The 18998-nt window shown below is 53.7% G+C and carries 13 protein-coding genes; all 13 read right to left on the reverse strand.

What is annotated here, in order from left to right:
* Positions 1-112: 112 nt before the first annotated feature.
* The gene (locus MHI42_RS09870) at positions 113-1756 is read right to left on the reverse strand and encodes a response regulator (RefSeq protein WP_342423654.1); all 1644 of its coding nucleotides are present in this window, start codon (positions 1754-1756) and stop codon (positions 113-115) included.
* A complete protein-coding gene (locus MHI42_RS09875) occupies positions 1749-3551 on the reverse strand; it encodes a sensor histidine kinase (RefSeq protein ID WP_342423655.1) in 1803 nt (600 codons plus the stop codon). The genes MHI42_RS09870 and MHI42_RS09875 overlap by 8 nt, the downstream gene beginning before the upstream one ends.
* 657 nt (positions 3552-4208) lie before the next feature.
* Positions 4209-4787 (reverse strand): CueP family metal-binding protein, encoded by a 579-nt coding sequence (locus MHI42_RS09880; RefSeq protein ID WP_342423656.1) that lies wholly within the window; start codon positions 4785-4787, stop codon positions 4209-4211.
* Between the two features lie 35 nt (positions 4788-4822).
* A complete protein-coding gene (locus MHI42_RS09885; RefSeq protein ID WP_342423657.1) occupies positions 4823-5251 on the reverse strand; it encodes a hypothetical protein in 429 nt (142 codons plus the stop codon).
* Between the two features lie 37 nt (positions 5252-5288).
* Entirely contained in the window at positions 5289-7277 is a 1989-nt protein-coding gene (locus MHI42_RS09890) for a Na+/H+ antiporter (RefSeq protein WP_342423658.1), read from the reverse strand.
* Positions 7278-7786: 509 nt separating this feature from the next.
* The gene (locus MHI42_RS09895; RefSeq protein ID WP_342423659.1) at positions 7787-9109 is read right to left on the reverse strand and encodes a sugar ABC transporter substrate-binding protein; all 1323 of its coding nucleotides are present in this window, start codon (positions 9107-9109) and stop codon (positions 7787-7789) included.
* The gene (locus tag MHI42_RS09900) at positions 9109-10908 is read right to left on the reverse strand and encodes a histidine kinase (RefSeq protein WP_342423660.1); all 1800 of its coding nucleotides are present in this window, start codon (positions 10906-10908) and stop codon (positions 9109-9111) included. Before MHI42_RS09900 ends, MHI42_RS09895 begins: the two co-directional genes overlap by 1 nt.
* A 178-nt stretch (positions 10909-11086) precedes the next feature.
* Complete coding sequence (locus MHI42_RS09905) at positions 11087-11758, reverse strand: hypothetical protein (RefSeq protein ID WP_342423661.1); 672 nt, start codon at positions 11756-11758, stop codon at positions 11087-11089.
* Positions 11759-11770: 12 nt separating this feature from the next.
* Entirely contained in the window at positions 11771-13915 is a 2145-nt protein-coding gene (locus MHI42_RS09910; protein ID WP_342423662.1) for a hydantoinase/oxoprolinase family protein, read from the reverse strand.
* Positions 13916-13985: 70 nt separating this feature from the next.
* Entirely contained in the window at positions 13986-15269 is a 1284-nt protein-coding gene (locus tag MHI42_RS09915) for a citrate transporter (protein ID WP_245648246.1), read from the reverse strand.
* A 491-nt stretch (positions 15270-15760) separates the two neighbouring features.
* Positions 15761-17113 (reverse strand): FAD-dependent oxidoreductase, encoded by a 1353-nt coding sequence (locus tag MHI42_RS09920; RefSeq protein ID WP_342423663.1) that lies wholly within the window; start codon positions 17111-17113, stop codon positions 15761-15763.
* 36 nt (positions 17114-17149) lie between these two features.
* Positions 17150-17890: a response regulator gene (locus MHI42_RS09925; RefSeq protein ID WP_171716567.1), complete on the reverse strand. Its 741-nt coding sequence runs from the start codon at positions 17888-17890 to the stop codon at positions 17150-17152.
* A gap of 272 nt (positions 17891-18162) precedes the next feature.
* Positions 18163-18891 carry an HAD family hydrolase gene (locus MHI42_RS09930; protein ID WP_342423664.1) on the reverse strand — a complete coding sequence of 243 codons (729 nt, stop codon included), beginning with the start codon at positions 18889-18891 and terminating at the stop codon, positions 18163-18165.
* Between the last annotated feature and the right edge of the window lie 107 nt (positions 18892-18998).

Raw genomic sequence — 18998 nt, forward strand, 5'->3', positions numbered from 1 at the left:
ACGCGGGTATCAGAATCCCACGATGTTTGTAAGCGCTATCTAAATAAAAGAGCCCCAAACGCATCATCTGCGATTGAGGCTGACTTATTATCGTCCGGGAAGGATCTGACCCTTAACGCTGTACGAATTCCCTGTACTCTCCGGGTGTCATTCCGTAAACCTGCTTATACAGCAGCCCGAAATACGATGGATTCGGAATGCCGATCTGCTCGGCCACTACAGCTATGCGCTGCTTGGTTGTGCGCAGCATCTCCTCCGCACGTGCGAGCCTGTACTCCTGGATATATTCACTCGGTGTCTTGCCTGTCTTCTTCTTGAAGATCATCCCCAGGTGGTTGGGGGAGACGAATACCTCGCCGGCTAAATATGCCAGGCTCAGATCCTGGTTCCCGTACTGCTCCTCAATCAGAACGATGACCCGGTTAATCAGATAGTCATCCTTACGGTTCCGCTTCTCTTCCAGCAACTGCGACATTTCACCGATAACGCCTGCTGTATAAGCTCTCATGTCCGGGAGACGGCTGCTGGCCAGCAGCGCCTCCATATGATTGGCCGCAACTGCTGTGGTAGCTTGGGCAGCGGGCATCGCAAGCGAGGAACAGCTCTCGATCACACCGCCGAGCAAGGAAGCGATATAGGATTTTCCTGCCCCGGGATGCGCGGCAAGCAAGGTGAACAGTTCGTCCATGACCGGTCCGGTTGAGCTCCCGCTCCCGAGATCATACCTCAGACGTTTGGCCAGCTCCCGGAACTGCCGGGTGAACCCCTCGGAGTCCTTAGTGAATTGCTTCCTGGCGAGCTGCTCCCCGTCTGCTGCAACAACGCCGCTCAGGCCATTAAACACCGCGAAGTTAAATGCACTTTGCGATTCCCGGAACGATTCGCGGATGAGTCCGATATCTTCCCGCGGTGAGCTTATACCGATGATCCACCCTGCTGGACCAATCTGTTCCCGGGCTGTATCCTCTATGCCCTCTGGCCGCAGATTAAGCGCCTGCAGCAGCTTCTCTGCAAGCTGTGCCTGGCCGCTGAGCTCATCCTGCTGCAGGGCGATGAGCAGGACGAAGGCCGCTAGTTCTCCCTGCCCTACCCCCGCCCCGGCCGAAAGCACAAGCACTTGCCGCCCGAGTACAGTTCCGGCGGTCCGCTCCATCTCCATTGTATCGGGCTTCGGCGGCAGGCCCGGCCGGGAACACAGCCACACAGAGAAGGCGCCCGCTTCCAGGTAGCCATTGTCCCGGAGTTCACTAATCGTCTGCTGCTGCGCCTCCGCACCGCCCCGGCCCAGCAGCCAATCCATTACCTGCTGGCGCAGCGAGAGGTGATGCACCGCATCTTTTTCCAGCCACATGCGCTCCTCTTCACTCCGCTTCAGCAGCTGATCCTCACAGCCTTGGACGACCTTGAGCATCGTGCTGAGCATTTCTTCTTCCCCCACCGGCTTGAGCACATAATCCACCGCGCCGAACCGCAAGGCTTCACGGGCAAATTCGAAATCATCATACCCGGTCAGCACAACGATCCGCACCCCGGGAAGCTGCTCCAGAACAAGCTTGGCCATCTCGATTCCGTTCCTGCCGGGCATTTGTATATCCGTGATGATGATATCCGGCCTGATCTCCAGCGCTTTGTCCAATCCCTCGATGCCGTCCGATGCCGTCTCGATCACAGAGATGCCCATCGACGCCCAGTCCAGAAACTCGATTAACCCTTCTCTCTCCCAGCGTTCATCTTCGACAATAAGCATTTTAAACATTGTTCATCCCCCTGGCTGCAAAAGACAAGGTAATTACCGTTCCAATCCCCTGTCTGCTGTAAAGTTCAATATGCTGGGATTTCCCATAAAAAGCCTGAAGACGTTTGGTTATATTGGCAATGGCAAACCCGCTGCCCCGTGTATTGAGAACTTTGCCTGCAATTACATCCTCGATCATATCCCGCGGCATACCTACCCCATCGTCGATGATGCGGATGACCACCTGATCGTCTTCGAGTGCTGCTTTGATGATAATGGTACCATGTGAACGCTTAGGCTCAATCCCGTGGATCAGTGCATTCTCAACCAGCGGCTGCAAAATATTCTTCAGCGTATAACAGTTCCTGACCCGCTCCTCCACTTCAAAAACCGCGTCAAACCGGTCCTCGAACCGGAACTTCTGAATCGCCAGATAAGCCCCCACCATATCAAGCTCATTCGCCACCAATGTCTCCGAATTCCCCTTATTCAGTACCAGCCGGTAGAACTTGGCCATGGAATCTGACAGCTTCACGATATCCGGCGCTTTGGCCTTGCGGGCCACCCAGGAGATCGTCGCAAGCGTGTTGTACAGAAAATGCGGATTGATCTGGGACTCCAGCGCTTTAAGTTCGGCATCTTTTTCCAGCAGCTCGGATTTGTATACGGTTTCGACCAGATCATGGATCCGGGTAGTCATATGGTTGAAGCTCAGTGCCATCTGGGTGAACTCGTCATTCCAGACAACCGGCACCGATACGTCAATGGAGCCTTCCCGCACCTGCTTCATCGCCTTAAGCAGCACCTTCATGCGGGACAGCAGCTTCACTGTCAGATAATACACCAGCAGGCTCAGTATAATGAGCGCGGCAATCAGCACCATGAAGCTGGTCCGGATCGACTGGTTCACTTTATCCACAAAGTTGCTGACCGGAAAAACACCCACAAGGCGAAGATCCGGGCCTGTAAGCGGGACCGAGATCACTATGGACCTGACCCCGCCTACCGTTGCCAGCATATTCAGCCTGCTGTTATCCCCGGGCATCACCCCGGTGAGCTCTTTGATCATCGCATCGGACAGAGGAGTGTTGTTATTGGAGGCAACCTTGTGATTATTGTCGAGGACGAGAACGCTTCCAACCTCCGTGTTGGCATCCTCCAGCGGCTGGAACAGCACGCTTTGTATCACCTCAATCTCGACCAGACCGTTCACCTCGTTATTGCGTCCGGAGAGAATCTTCCGGTTATACGAGAAAACATCCGCTTTGGCCTTCACATCAGGCCTCGTTGTCAGCAGATTCTCCAGATGCAGTCCCCGCCAGTCCGTGGAGTTCTGGACATCCTTCATAAACCGTACATACTCCCCGTCCCCGCGAATCCGGTCCATACTATAGAAGCCGTCGTAAAGCTCGAAGATCTCAGGGATCGTCGGATTGTTCATATAGACATGTATGGAGTGGATGTACGTATTCTGCCGCATAATGTTATCTACAATCGGGGCAACGTTGTATCGGTAGTCCTGAAGCTGAAAGCTCTCATTAATAAAAGCGCTGTCCAGCAGCGTCTGAATCCTGGAATCAAAGGCGATGATCTCCGAAATGTTCTCGATCATGTCCACCTTTTCATCGATCGTGGTTTTGGTCTGCAGCAGATTCTGTTCCATCACGCTCCGCGCCTGGGAGATGGCTGAATTGTACGCCTGCACATAAATGATGACCCCTGTGATGATGGACGAGACCGTTAGAATCAGAACAAAGATCCCAACAAACTTCGAGGTCACACTCCAATTGTGAAAAACCCGGGTGATCCGCTTCATGAAACCTGTTAGCCCCCTATTTGCCTCAACTCCACACCATCGTAACACCGGGTTCTGGAATAGTAAATTAGGTTTTATATTCAAGAGCGGAGAAGACCTTAGGCGATTGACTGGCCGGGGGAGGCGTGAGCAGAGGTAGGGGGGATATGTGGGTGGGTGGGTGGGTAGAGGGTTAGATAGAGAGATGGATGGATTGAGAGGGAAAGATAGACGTATGGATAAGCTTTAGCTGATTATCCGTTACTCCCTCCGGGAGTTGTAGCCGCAGCGAAGCCGATTTCTTAAGCCCGCCGGGCTGATTAGGCATAATTGTTGTACGGAGTACAACTCTGGTCGCCAGTTACCCCTGTGTTTAGGCGAATTGTTGTACGAAATACAAGAATAGTCTCTTTGATTGGCTGGAAGACGTGGAAATGCTGCAAAAAGTACAACAATTTTCGATTTCGATTGATCTCACGAGGAAAATGTTGTATTTTGTGCAGGATTTCATAAAGGTGCCTCTGGATCAAACCGGAGGATTCCTGCGTTGTGTTACTAAGCCGGAGGCTAGTGATTCGCATGGTGAAAAAAGTAAATGATCACAGCAAACAGCCGCCTCCCTGCCGCTGAATAGCGGTACCGGAAGACGGCTTAGAACGTAACCCTAATAGAAATAGATTAACTTAACTGCATAGTGGTAAGACAGGTGTCATCGCTCTTGAAGGTGGATACTTCGGTCTTGGCTTGTTTCCCGTCATGCGTGACGGTGATCTGAAGCTTCTGGTCACGCGGGAGCCATAGGTCGATGAACCCGTTAGGCTGGGATTTCACTGTCTGCTTCATCACTTCTTTGCCTTCGGCATCTTCAATGTATATGTCGAAGTCCTGGCCCGCCATTTCCCCCTGGCAACCGGTCAGGCTGTGTGTAGCACATGGATGCGTCTTCTGCACATAAGGGGCAACGGACAGGAAGAAGTCGTTCTCCGGCAAAGCATAGGTGACTTCGTTTGGCCCGCCGCTGTCCACGATGAGCTGGGTGGAGGTGATGGAGGCGGACTGAGACGTCAGCGCGCGCGAGCTGTAATCAGACACCATTTGCTTAATATCCTGAGTGGCCGCCTGACTAACCGGCTGGCTGCTGCCCTGTGCCTGCGCCTCTTCGACGTCAGCCGTGTTTCGTTCCCCGCTTCCGGCATAAATAAAGATTCCGATTGCCGCAACAACTGCACATGTACCCGCCACGATTTGTTTTCGCATACTCTATATGTTCATCTCCTTGTGGAATTTCAGCCTTAATACTTGTCTTGATCATTTCTCCGCTCCACTTTCCAAACATACAGCAGGAAGAGCTGGAGAACAAAGTAAATGAAGGGAAGAAGTGCAATCAATTGAAAATCGTAACCCAACAGACCCAAAAAATCCTCCTCAGCTTTACTTGCATCATAGGTTACTCTAGATACACTTAAAAAAATAAATCCAGGCACCAGGTTGGCAAGCCACCAAATGAGTTTGTATTTCAGAATATTAACCCGAAAAAAAATAATATAATTGATGCATACAAGAATGACTGGAATGGCGTAAACTTGCTCCAAGTCTGATAAAACGGCATGATTCCAGCCCTCGATCCGAATACCCAGTACATAAATCAGCAGCAAATGCAGTGAAATAAGGATGGCTGTACTTATCAATGCCTTTGTAATTAGAACCGCCGGATTCTTCATCTCCGCATCCTTCCGGAAATTTATTCATTCCCGCTGCCTAGCCCATTTCTTCCCTCAATTCATGTTCCATAAACAGGATATCACGTTTCATTTCCTTCATGCTAGCTCTGGAAATCCGTCCGCTCTCGAACATCAGCTGAATGTTGTCACGCTCCAGCTGAATCCCTGCTCTGGACAGCTCCTGCAGAGCCTCTTCAAACTCCCGTTTGGTGGAGGAGAGTGACTCCGTACGGGTCAGTCTCATCTGCCCCCGCTCATAGCGCATGATTAGGGCGCTGACCGCTTCAGGTTCGGTCTCCCCTTTACTTTGCAGCTCTCTCAGCTTCTTCAAGACGTAGGCAAAATTGGCAGACTGCAGCCGGTTCCATTCCTCACGCCGTTCCTGGCCGCTTAGACGCACCTGCTGGATCACTCCTACAATCTCTTCCCAGCTTTTGATTGGAACCAGGTCATTCCTGTACTCCGGATCACGGGTGTGCATGAATAGCTGCTTGTTCAGCCGGTTCAGATAACGGTAGGCCGTGTACGGATTCACCTCCCGCTGCTTCATCGCAGTCAGGGTGTACTCTCTTTGCCACTTGAGCGAAGTAACACCCAGCATCCGCTCCATTTCCTCTGCAGCTTCATTTTTCTTCAGCATGCGGATTCTTGAGGTGTAGGTGCTGATCAAGTGGCTCAGGGCCATTCGCGAATGATCCGTAGCCTGATCGTTTAGACCGGAAACTACGTTGCGCAGAATTTCGATTTTGGCCTCGACCTCTTCGGCATTATGCTCTGCTTCATTTTCTTTGCCGAGCAGCAGCGGCAGCAGATAGTTGGAGGCCAGCAGGGTCCAGAGAATCACACCCGCCGCAAGGAAAATAATCAAATCCCTGGCCGGAAACCGGGTACCGTCATCCAGGAAAAACGGCAGTGACATCGTACTCGCGAGTGTGATCGTTCCCCGGACTCCTGACAGCGTGAGAATGAGGGCTTTCTTGAACTCCAGCTTCCAGTGTCCCCGCGGCTCCTCCCCTTCGGGAATGTCCATAATCAGCATCCAGATCAGACGCAGGCCAAGCACGGCCGCTGTTAATAATAACGTGTACAGGATTACCTGGAAATTCCCGATATCCGGGTTGTTCCAGACAGTCTGTATGATCTCCGGCAGCTGTGTGCCCAGCAGCAGGAAGACCAGGCCGTTCAAGACGAAGATAATGACGGACCAGGTGCTTTTGGACACGATGCTCAGCTTAGCCACCTCGGGATTCATCTGCTTATATCCGAAGGAATGGGCAATACCTGCGCTGACAACGGCCAGGATTCCATTAACCCCCAGCTCCTCTGCCGCCATAAAAATCGCAAATGGAGTCAGAATCTCAATCAGCATATGTAACGTAACGTTCTCCATCCCGAGTCTGCGCAGCCATCTGACCATCCCGTATTTAATCAGCGTGAGCAGCAGCCCCAGCACGACACCGCCGATTGAAATGGTAATGAAGCTCAGGCTGGCTGTTCTGAGGGAGAATGCCCCGGTAACCATGGCGGCCACGGCAAACTGAAACGAGACCAGACCTGAAGCGTCGTTGATCAAAGATTCCCCTTCGAGAATCTGCATCGTCTGATGCGGGATTTTGACCTTCTGCTCCAACGCGCCTACAGCGATGGCATCCGTAGGGGCAAGTGCCGCCGCCAGAGCAAACGCCGCAGCTAACGGTAGAATAGGCAGCAGCCAATGCAGGAAGTAACCCAGGACGCCTACCGTCAGGAAGACCAGTCCAAGTGCGAGCAGCAATATGGGCTTCTTCAGCTTCCATAACGCCACTTTATCCGCAAGCCTGCCGTCATTAAACAATAAGGGGGCAATGAAGAGCAGCAGAAACAGCTCCGGATTCAACGTCAGTTCAAAATGCAAAGGCAGCCAGGTCAAAGCCATCCCCAGCACAATTTGAATGATGGGCACGGAAACCGAAGGGATAAACCGGTTCACCAGATTGGACAACGAGACCGCTGCCAGCATCAGTAAAATATACTCAAATAATTCCAAGCGATCAAACCTCCATGTCTGCACTCTCTAGCGCTGCTATAAAATAAAATTCCTATGTAAACTCAGTATAAACGATCTTCGGGCAAATATCCGCCCCGCACTATCCGGGCATGCAAGTAAGGCAGCTTAGTTCACAAGCCGGATTGTTGTAAATTAGGGGGTCTGGGGTTGTGATTACGCATTACGCTGTTCCTCAGAAATCTCTCCGGCAGTAAAGCGGGCTGCCAAAAGCTCAGCTCACAGTGTGCGGGCAGCTACAAATTGTTGTATGTAATGCAGCTTTGCTCCTGGATAAACCGGGTGCCCGGAAGGATTGTTGTATGAAATACAGGAATATTTCATATATCGGCTCGGCGGAGGAGATATTCCTGCCTTTTTTACAACAATTTTGGATTATAGCCGATTTACCGGGAGAATTGTTGTATTTCGTGCAGGATTTTAAAAAAACCGCCCTCTTCCGCATAAAAGCGGTGCCGAAGGCGGTCTTTAACGTGTACGAATTCCTCCTCTTATTTCATAAGCGGATTAACTTCAAGCTCCATTTGTCCGAGCAGCCCGTCCACGGTAGAGCTTTGCGTGTAGAGCCCGTCCAGTAGCCTCTGAATCTTCGTATCAATCTGCTGCCAGTTCTTATGGCCCGGCGCGATCCGGGCATCCGCGATCTGGTCGAGTACGGCCAGCTGGATGCTCTCCGGCGAAGGCTTGGAAGCCGCTCTCAGGAAGACATCCGATTCAAGCACGGATTTCCGGGACGGGACGAAGTATTGCGCGGTAACGCTCATGGCTTCTGCGCTGGTGATGAACTTCAGGAATTCCGCGGCTTCCGCCGGATGCCTGGTCTCGAATACAGAGACTCCCGCATAGCCGAGTGAAGTTCCTGTACCCTTCACACCTGCCGGCATTGGAGCGATATCCCAATCAAAATCAGTAACCGCACGGGCCTTCGAGGTATAGCTGTAACGGTCCGTATACATCCCGATCCGGCCGCTGTCGAAGGTGAGTTCATCGCCCGGAAGCGGATGCACCTTGTCCTTGAACATCATATCACTGTAGAGCTGCAGCGCCTCTCTCCCTGCCGGAGAATTCAGCGCAAAAGCCGTGGCACTGCTGTCAAACAGCTCCGCGCCATGCGACCAGAACAGCGGCAGCAAGGCATCCGACCAGTTGTTCCAGTCGCGGACCAGCTTCACACCGTAAATGCCTTGCTGAGGATCAGTGATGCTGCGTGCGGCCTTGAGAAACTGTTCGTAGTTCCAGTTCCCTTCCTTATACAGCTCCGTTGGCGTCTTCAGACCCTTCTCAAGAAACAGGTCCTTATTGTAGTAGATCAGCACCGGAGGCGTAGAGAATGGGATTCCGTACAGTCGATCCTCCCGCTTGAAGATGTCAAGTGTAGACGGATAAATATCCGCGTAGTTATATCCGGGATCTTCTTTGACCTCTGCTGCAATGTCCACCAGCTGGCCGGATTCCAGCAGCTGGGGAATCATCCGCTCCGCCAGCCATCCGGCATCAGGCGCGGTACGGGAGGCCAGCATGATCGACAGCTTCTGCTGATAATCCGCAAACGGAATCGTCATGATCTCTACCTCAATCCCGGGATGGAGCTGTTCATATTTATCCACCAGGCCCTCAACCATTGCCTTCTGCGCATCGTTGCCCCAGATGCTGAACTTCAGCTTCACAGGCTCCTGCACAGCAGCCGCCTCACTTCCTCCTGCTTCTTCACCGTCCCCGGCTTTCCCGTCAGACGCCCCGCTTCCTGCCCCTGAAGAGCAGCCCGCAGCCATAAACACCACTACCATAAGGCTTAGCAGCCTTGTCCACATCATTATGTCTCCTCCTGCCTGTCCCCGGCGGGTCCGGCATTATTCATCGCTTCCCAGTTCATCGGCAGCCGCAGTGAGACCGTTACCCCGCGCTCTGCCGTATGATCAAGAGTTAATCCGTAAGGCTCTCCATAGAGCAGCCGGAGCCGCTGATGGACATTGCGCAGCGCAAAACCCTTTTGAATCCGGCCGAAGCCGCCCTGCTCCGTCTCTGTACCGGGCCGGGATTTATTCTGATACAGCTGTTCTTCAAGCTCCTGCATCCGTTCACCGGTTATGCCAAGACCATCATCCTTGACGGACAGCACCAAGTCTTCCTCTTCCACCGAAGCCGTCAGGGCAAGCTGCAGCGTGTCCTGGCCCATGGCATGCTCAATAACATTCTCAATCAGCGGCTGCAGAATCAGCTTCGGTACCACGCAGTAATCGAAGGAAGAGTCAATATGGATTACAGCCTGCAGCTTGTCTCCAAGACGCATACCCTGGATTCGCAGATACGCTTCTACGAATCTTACCTCATCCAGAACGTACACCATCTGCTCCTGATGGCCGACCGTGTAGCGCAGCAGCTTCCCGAGACTGGTCACCACACCCGAGAGTTCCCGGGTATTGCCCTGAAGGGCCAGCATGTTCACCATTTCCAGGGTATTGTAGAGAAAATGCGGATGAATCTGGCTCTGCAGCGCAAGCAGCTCGGCCTCCCGCTCCTTCAGCCGGGTCTCATAGACCTCTTTGACCAGACGGTCGATCTCGCCGATCATCGTATTGAAGCCTTCGGTCAGCTGCCCGATTTCATCGCTTGTAGTGACCGTCGCCCGCTCCAGGAACAGCCCCCGCTTCACCTGCCTCATCTTCGACTGCAGATGGGCAATCGGTTTAATCAGGCGGTTCGACAGCAGGATCGCCGCCGCATAAGCTGCCATCAGGGCTACGATGGAGACAATCAAGGTAGAATTCGTTAGTTCACGTGCGTCTTCCCGGAGCTGCGTACGCGGAATTAGTGAGGTCACCTTAAGTCCCGTATAAGAAGAATGCGCAGAGGCTGTAATATAGGATTCGCTTGAATCGGGAAGCCCGTCTGGCCCTGAGTACAGCATAACCTGATTCTTGCCGGTAATCTGCAGCAGACCGCTCCCGCTCGAACGCACCGTGGATACAATCGAACCGAACCCCCGCGCCGTCAGATCCACCTTGACGATCCCCAGCATGTCATTCGTATAGGGCTCACGGATAACCCGGGCCACCGAGATAATCCCCTGCTTCGCCTCTGTATAGTAGGCCGCAGCATGCGGCGGAAGGATGGCAAGACCACCGTCTTCCTGCTCAACCGCCTCCATCCAGTCTGCCATGCTGCGGTTCCACCGCTTCCTGACGCTCTGGTCCAGATTACTGAAGATTCCTCCGTCATTAGTGAACACCAGAATGCTCTCAATCTCACCCCGGTCAAAAGCCAGCGAAGAAATAAACAGATTCATCTTCAGCGTCTCATCCGTAGTTAAATAAGTGTTCGCAGAGCCGCTGCCGCTGTGCTTGCGGAGAATCTGCATCATATCCTCATCGTACAGCGGCGTAAGTGTAAGCCGGTCCAGTTCCTTAATGTAATGCTCCAGGTTGATATTAATCTGGCTCACAACCTGATTGGATAGCTCCACAGTGCTGCGCTCCACACCGGCAGTATATTTCTTATAGCTGATGGTGCCGATCACGAGAAACGGAACCGTAATCAGCAGGCAGAACAATACGATAAACTTGGTGCGCAGCGGTACATATATAGATTGGTTTGAACCTTTTCTGAATGGCATGCGGACAGCCTCCCCAAACTCTGGTTACCCACTCCAACATAGCATAATTCGAGTCCGAAGTCAGAGACGTTCTCCCTGGCTGGCGCAATAGCTTCCTCTACAAAAATACAGCAGACAGCACACCCCTTAAGGTTGCTGTCTGCTTACGTGCACAAGGCTGCTGTCTGAAGAAGTCCGCTCAGCTATTCTCAAGCTCTCCGGACCAAACCTCCGTCTGCCTCCAGAATTCAGCAGCAGTCAGCGTACCGCTGTGAATCATATAAGCGTAGTCCAGCAGATTCGGCAGGCAGGGCAGATCCAGCAGATAACGGCTGAACGCGTGCGCGGCGATCTCCGAGGTCTTGGTCACGCTGGCCCGGATGCGCAGCGGCCCCAGAGAGAGGCTGCTAATATCATCAAGCCGCTTGTTGGTGTACCCCAGCTCTGTGAACTCCAGATCGTGAAACAGCTCATGCGCGAGATGGATGTCTGTGATTTCCTTCAGCGTGAAGGAACGGCCGGGAAGCAGCACCCCGGCACACTGCCGCAGTTCTTCCATGGACGATTTATACAGCGTAATGGCGCGCTCCTTGGCTGACAGCTCAATCTGGGCGCGGAAGCGGATCTGTCCGATGGTGCCCTGCCGTTCATTGAGATTGACGCTGATTCCTCGGCTCCGGCAGATGGCTCCGACATCCGTGCCGAAGCGGGCCTTGAATTCCAGGGCATGCTCCCTGCCGATCGCCAGCGGGCGCTCTACATAATAACGCCGTTTGCTGTGCGGTATTCTGTGAAACAGCAGATCATTTGTGAGTTCGGCATATCCCAGCACATTGTCGCTTGGCAGCGTCCGTTCAGCTGTCTTCATCATCCTGTACACCTCCTACTGATAGACGACAGCGAGCATTTCGCTGTTGTCCTCAAGCAGCTGGGTTTCCACTTCGAGAATGGAGAACAGCTGCTCCTTGGTCTGCATCCCGGTCAGATCGAGCATTTTTTCCTTATAGAAGATAAAGGTCTTCGGGATCGTCGCATTAGCATCCGAATAGATTGTATTCTCCTCCAGGAACGAGGCAAACCTGTCGGCCATATTCTTCTTCAAAAAAGCCAGATGATACGCATTCGTCTTCTTAAATCGCACCACGCCCTCGCGGTCCAGCACGCCGACATGGCTGAGCTTCTTCTTCACCAGCCCGAACATGGACTTCTTGATCTCGCTCGACTCGAACAGGAACCATCTGCCGGAGGCCGCCTTCAGCTCCGTCTGGCCGGCTGGCTGGCCCAGCGCTTCCGCCGCCGTCAGCATCAGCTCATTCACGGGCACCTCGCGGCTGGCCAGATCCTTCGAGCGCAGCTCGGTCGAGCCGGTGGCGATCGCCCGCAGAATATTGCGCTGCGAATCGATCTCGATCGTCACGTCAACCGTAGCTTCATTCGCTCCGGACTGGACGATTTTCTCCATAATCTCCGCCCGGATCAGCTTGATATCCCGCTCTGTCGCACCGACCACAGTCTTCTCGATCTGCTCGCGGACCATCGCCATCCCAACGCCGATCGTGGAGATATACGGCGCATTATTGGCGATCTGGTGCTTGAAGCCTTCGCTCGCCGCCATTGCCGGAACGAGCACTGCTCCGCTTCCGCCGCCGCCCACCAGCGTAACAAACCCGGTGTCCAGCTCATAATCGCTGATCATCTGGTTCACAACCGCCATCACCTTACGGATGGCAATATCCATTGCCGCCCTTGCTGCGTCTTCCGCAGACATGCCGAGCCGGGAACCCAGCGCCTGCCAGGCTATTCTTGTGCTCTCCATATTCCCGCGGGCATAGTCCGTCTCCGGCACATGATTGAGCAGATTCGCCGCACCTGCCAGGGTCAGCGCATATTCATGTCCTCCTGCCCCGCGTACGGTGACGTAATCCGGATCTCCCGGGCGCGGACTGACGAGTCCGATGACAGGCTGCTCCAGATTCTCCTTACCGGTGAAGCATTCGTATTCCAGACCGGCGATATGCGCACTGCGCGGTCCGACATCCGTGATTTTGCCTCCGCCGATCTGAATCATGCTGCCCCCGGCAACGGCGAGCGTCCGTACATCCAGCGAACGCAGATACGTCTTATGTCCGCCTACCTGGGCATTCTCAATCATCACCTTGCCGTTCTTGATCACGGAGATATCTACGCTGGTTCCGCCGACTTCGAAGAAAATACCGTCCGATATCTTCTCATACATCAGGGCGCCGGCCACACCGGCCGCCAGCCCTGACAGCATAGTCAGAATCGGACGCTTGCGCACCTCGTCGATGCTCATGACACCGCCATCGCAGCGCATGATCATCAGCTGGGAGGTAATCCCCGCTTCTTTGACGGCCTGCTCAGTCATGTTGGCGGTCTCCATCATCTTCGGAATCAGGCTCGCATTGACGACCGCTGTGCGGGTCCGCGTCTTCAGCCCGTACAGCTGGGAGATTTCATGTCCTCCAGTAGCGTACACTCCCCGGCTGCGCGCCGCTTCCATCACTCTCAGCTCGTTGGCCGGATCATCGACACTATAGGCTTCCGAGGCCACAATAACCTCTGCACCCTGGGCGAGCAGCTGATCAATCGCCGCATCGATGGTTTCCGGCGTCAGTTCCTTGGAATCAATGAACTTGTGATAGGTGGTAAGATATTTACCGGCAGCCAGCTCGATATTCGCCACATTAGTCTCGGAGCGGGCACTGCGGGCATCGAGGCCCGTGCCCATCCCCACGATGCCGACACGGGCAACGTCTCCTTCGAGCAGAGCGTTGGTGGCCTGCGTCGTCCCGTGGGCGATGAACTTGATATCACCGGGAAGAATGCCGTTCTCGCTCATAATCCGCTGAATGATCTGGACAATCCCGCTGGCGACTCCGCGTTCATCGTGATGTGTTGTGGGCATTTTGACCTTGGACAGCACCTCAAAAGTCTCATTGTCTATCGCAACGGCATCCGTGAAGGTTCCTCCGACATCGATGCCGATCCTGATTTGTTTATTGTTCATAGCAGGTTCTCCTCTCCATGAAGCTTATGTCTCTAATCTGCAATCTGTATTCGCCTAACCAGAGCTTAATCTAGAAAACGGTCAGACCCGCGATAATCATCGAGATCATCACAGCCGCGAACATCCATGGCAGGGTTTTGCGCAGCGTTTCAATAATATCCGTCTTGGTGTAGTCGGCGATCCAGACATTGTGGGAGTTGGTCGGATCGCTGACAGCCTGCAGATTGCTCACGATACGCAGTGCCAGCATAGCCGCAACTGGTGCCATGCCTCCGGCAACAATCAGTGCCGCGATTCCGCTGCCGAGTCCCCAGACGTTAAGCGGTCCACGGTAAATCGCAAGCGGAGACAGCAAAGTGAAGACGAGAATGTACATCAGCGGACTGGTTGGAATAATGCCTTCGATCAGCGGCTGAATCAGCAACGCCACCGGAGGTGCAGTTACCGCGCTGAGCAGCATCCCGATCCCGATCATCAGCCCGAGGGCACCGGCCACATCCTGAATCCCTTCCACCAGCGCACTCGACAGCACATGGATAGGACGTTTAGGTGTGGCGAGCAGCAATGTGACAACCGCCCCCATGAAGACTGCAGACACAATATCAACCTTCAGGAAAAATACCAGCAGCACCGGAACAAGCGGGCTGATGAGCGCAATGGCTCTTACGTTCTTGGTATCCTGAGCCTGGAATTCCGGCTTGAGCGGCATGGCCCAGGCGCGGCGGACCTTGCCGTCTTTGCGGGTATAGTAGACGATCATTATCAAGGCAATGACAATCAGCGGAACAGCGCAGATCAGTGAATACGAAGCAATCGTGTTCGTCGGCACCTTTAGCACATCCGTATAAATGGCCCAGGTGGAGACGTTGAAGACCACGCCGACCGCATTGGCCAGCAGGACAACAAGGCCGCTGACGAACGGCTTAAGACCGGCGGTGAGCATAATGGGAATAGCAATCGTTCCGACGAGAATGACCATGCCCAGCCCGTTGGCAGCCGAGAAGATTACAGACGCAGCGAGGAAAAAGATAATAGCGATCGCCAGCGGCTTGTCACCGGCCAGCTCCGCAGCCTTGCGGATAATGGTCTTCGTGATGCCGACCTTGCTGAGAATCTGGCCGAACCAGGCGCCGAAGATCAGTCCGGCGATGGCCGTGGACAGCTTCATGGCCCCGCCTGCGAGCACACCCTTGGTGATGGTGAAGGTATCCGGGTTATCGGACAGCAGCGGGATTCCCGCGATCGCCGCCAGCAGTATCGCCATCATCGGCAGGGCGAGCAGCGTGGTCAGCTTGCGGGTCATCATCAGGCCCACAAACACAATAAATACAAGTAAAATGCCGATAATCTGCACAGTTTCCAAACCAATTCCTCCTAATGTTTTGTAAAATATACGTTGTTATAAGAATTATTGTGCTTAATTACCATCGGAAACCAAGCAAGCTTGGAATCAAATCAACGGTATAGATTAATCTTGAAAATGACAACCTTCCGTATCATCGCCGCGCTTCCCGGTCTTTGAGAGCAACAGCATTTAATTGTATTTCATACAACTAAAAGTCGGCGAAAAGCCGGTTTTACCGGAATAATTGTATTCTGTACAACTAAAAATAACGGTAAGTCCCCTTTTGCGGAATATGGGGATTATAACTGTATCAAATGCAATTAAAACCTTCGCAGCGCCATAAACGCTCGCTTTAGTTGCACAAAATACAGTTAGAGCTTAGGCCGGGTCCCGTCACAGCCACCAGCCTGCGGCTCTAGCAAGGAGCACGGCATGCTAATCCGAAAGATTAACAGTTCAAGGTGTACATGACATTATTTTTGCGCACCATGCTCCGTCCGTTACACCTCCAGATAAGCGCCATGCGCCACGAGTGTCTGCTGCAGTTCCTTATAGTCCACCTGCTGCACGGGGACTCCTTCTTTCACGGCCAATGCCGCCGCAGTACCGCCCGCCTGACCAATTGCCCCTACTGTAGGAGTAGTCCGCACCGCCGCCTGGGCTTCAAAAGTAGCTGAGAGGCATCTGCCGACGACAATCAGATTGTCGATTTCGTTCGTGATCAGGCAGCGGTAAGGGATGCCGTACATCGCCCCCCATTCCAGATGATCCGTTGCGGTTCCCTCACCGTCCGGGCTGTGAATATCAATCGGATAGCCGGAGTGGGCGATCACGTCCTCAAAGGGCTTCACCGAAAGAATATCCTGCGCGGTCAGTGTGTACACGCCCTTAATCTGGCGGGAGCCGCGGACACCGATGGACGGGCCTGTGGAGACTACCACGGACTCTTCAAAGCCGGGAATATACTTTTTCAAAAAGAGTTCCAGCTCCCGGCACTGCCTGCGCCCTTCAATCTCCGCTTCGCTGAGGCTCCACGGATCTGTGCTGTCCTTGCCCAGAATCCGTGTCGTATTCATGATAATCTCGCCGGGATTGCTCGTCTCGAAGAACAGCACATCTTCTCTCGGAATACTGATCTCGCCGCGCGACTTGGCTTCCCGGAACTGCTTGTCGAAGCCGGCGACAGATAATCTGGCCGCCGAGTCCATCACGGTGATATCAAGGTTCATGCGCGGGAAGTCCTCGCGGTGCTCCCGGATGTACGCCTTGATCTTCTCCGTGTCCACCCCCCTCATCTTCATCTTCAGGGTCATCGGCTGCGACTGCTCATCGGATTCACGCCCTTTGGTGAACGGCACTCCGGACCAGGCAGCCAAGTCCCCGTCTCCGGTAGCATCAATGAACACATCCGCCGTAATCCGGCTGAGCCCCGCCTTGTTGCACAGGGTAAGCGACTCAATGCGTCTGCCGGACACTTCAGCGCCGGCCAGCATCGTATGATACAGCACCTCGCCTCCGCTCTCCTGCAGCATCAGATCCAGCTCGTATTTCATCGCTTCGGCATCGAACGGTGTCACCGAATAAGTGTAGTTCGTCGCGTCTTGGATATGCCCCGGTGATTTGCCGAGCGCCTGAAGCCGCTGGATCAGCTCATCAGTGATCCCCTGGATAGCCTGCTTATGCCCGGCATGAAAAGTCATCATTGGCCCGACACCCGCAGCGGTTAGAGTTCCGCCGAGGAAACCTCCTGCCTCTATGATCAGTGTTGCGGCGCCTGCTCTTGCTGCCGCGATGGCCGCGATCGAGCCGGAAACCCCGCCGCCTGCTACAACAACTTCATATTTCCGCATCATTGCTCCTCCTTTTCCCCTTTTAAGTTAACGGTTACATTACTGCTGTTCCCTGTACTGCGTGGGAGTGCTGCCGGTATAGTCCTTGAATACCGCCATGAAATGCTTGGAGCTTAGATAGCCTGATAATTTGGCTACCTCATAGATTTTGAGATTCGTTTCCTTCAGCAGCTGCTTGGCCCGGTTCATCCGGCACTGCGAGACATAATCCGTAAAGTTCTGCCCCGTTTCTGATTTGAACAGTACCGACAGGTACTGGTGATTCAGATGCACCTGCTCCGCCATATATTGCAGTGAAATTTCCTGATCCAGCCGCTGCGCAACCAGCTCTTTCACTTTACGGATCAATTGCCTGCCCTTCAGGTCTGCTCCGCCCTCTTCCGGCTGGTCCGCCGGGCCGCTCCGGCTTGCGTGCTTGCGCCTGAAATCCCCCAGAGCCTGGGCCAGCTCCGTGCGGTCAACCGGCTTCAGCAGATAATCACTGATGCCGTATTTGATCGCCTGCTTCGCATATTCAAAGTCGGCATACCCGCTTAGAATTAGAATGTACAGGTCAGGGTACTGGTCACGGACCCGCCTGATCATCTCCAGACCGTTCATTTCATTCATCCGTATATCCGTAATCAGAACATCGGGCTTCACACTCTTGAGCGCCTCCAGCGCAAGTCTTCCGTTCTCTGCCTCACCCACCACCTGAAAGCCGCCGATAACCTCCTCAATCAAATGCTTGAGGCCCGAACGGATCAGAGCTTCGTCTTCAACCAGAAACAGCTTGTGCAAGCCTATCCCTCCCAATCCACAATGTCCGGTCCGCCGCGCCTGCTTTCGCCGGGCTCCAGAGGTTCACTTCTGGTGAAACGCTTACACTATCAGTATAAATTTTGCATACCTCCAAAGAAACGGTCCACATTCGAGAAAAGGTATGAAATTTCGAGATTTATCCGTACCCGTCCCCGCTGATGCCAAAACGGATGTCCTTAACGCCGGTGAACCGGCAGTAAAGACATCCGTGTGTACTTGCTTTTGTACAAACTATTCCGGGATCTGCTTCCTTACAGGTCTTGCGCTGTGCTGTTGTCGTACAGCCCGATTAATTCATCGAAGGAAGAAATAATAACGTCGGAGCCCTTCAGCTCATCCTGCCGTCCGAATCCGGCGTAGCCGCAGCCAATTACCGTCTGCCCGTTGCCCTTGCCCGCTTCCACGTCAGAGGAACGGTCGCCCACCATCCAGGCACTGCTGATATTGTGGTTGTCCAGCAGAAGTCCAAGCAGCTCAGTCTTGGTTGCCGTTCCTTGTCCGCCTGCACTGTATAAGCCCTCGAACAGCTCCTTCAGCTCATGCACCACTACGATGCTGTGAATATAATCCTCCAGCCCGTTGCTGGCGACGAACAATTTCACTCCGCGCGCATGAAGCGCACGCAGCGTTTCCACTACCTTAGGATACAGAAGGGTCCCTCCGGCTTCCAGTCCTTCAATCTCCAGCTGCAGCAGCAGCTCATCCGCCCGGCGGTGCACCGCCGCGTCCGCTTCAGGCATTACATTCTTCCAGATTTGCGCCAGCAGCATGCCAAGGCTGCCCAGAATGCGCTCCTCCGGCGGAGTAGGCCCGGAATACAGCCCTTCCTCGCGCAGGATATCAAACATTTTATGATAGGCCGGCAATAGCAGGCTTTCCGTCTGGAACAGCGTACCATCCATATCAAATACGATAGCTTCCGGTTTTTTCAATTTCGGCAGCTGCCCGTGCTCTGCCTGTGTCTGTTCTTCATAACTCATAAGGTGACCCATCCCTTCCAAATTGTTCTGCCTCTGACTCTCTAGTTTATCTGGAGCTTCCATAACACGCTTTAATGATATAGGAAAGCAGCACGTATTGTCTACGA

It is taken from the genome of Paenibacillus sp. FSL E2-0178 (assembly GCF_038593005.1).
In the GTDB taxonomy this organism is placed as follows: domain Bacteria; phylum Bacillota; class Bacilli; order Paenibacillales; family Paenibacillaceae; genus Paenibacillus_AQ; species Paenibacillus_AQ phytohabitans.

Bases quoted from the DNA above. Each gene is read 5' to 3' on its own strand.
- MHI42_RS09910 (WP_342423662.1), bottom strand. From the start codon at position 13,915: ATGAACAATAAACAAATCAGGATCGGCATCGATGTCGGAGGAACCTTC.
- MHI42_RS09885 (WP_342423657.1), bottom strand. From the start codon at position 5,251: ATGAAGAATCCGGCGGTTCTAATTACAAAGGCATTGATAAGTACAGCC.
- MHI42_RS09895 (WP_342423659.1), bottom strand. From the start codon at position 9,109: ATGATGTGGACAAGGCTGCTAAGCCTTATGGTAGTGGTGTTTATGGCT.
- MHI42_RS09920 (WP_342423663.1), bottom strand. From the start codon at position 17,113: ATGATGCGGAAATATGAAGTTGTTGTAGCAGGCGGCGGGGTTTCCGGC.
- MHI42_RS09875 (WP_342423655.1), bottom strand. From the start codon at position 3,551: ATGAAGCGGATCACCCGGGTTTTTCACAATTGGAGTGTGACCTCGAAG.
- MHI42_RS09905 (WP_342423661.1), bottom strand. From the start codon at position 11,758: ATGATGAAGACAGCTGAACGGACGCTGCCAAGCGACAATGTGCTGGGA.
- MHI42_RS09880 (WP_342423656.1), bottom strand. From the start codon at position 4,787: ATGCGAAAACAAATCGTGGCGGGTACATGTGCAGTTGTTGCGGCAATC.
- MHI42_RS09870 (WP_342423654.1), bottom strand. From the start codon at position 1,756: ATGTTTAAAATGCTTATTGTCGAAGATGAACGCTGGGAGAGAGAAGGG.
- MHI42_RS09930 (WP_342423664.1), bottom strand. From the start codon at position 18,891: ATGAGTTATGAAGAACAGACACAGGCAGAGCACGGGCAGCTGCCGAAA.
- MHI42_RS09900 (WP_342423660.1), bottom strand. From the start codon at position 10,908: ATGCCATTCAGAAAAGGTTCAAACCAATCTATATATGTACCGCTGCGC.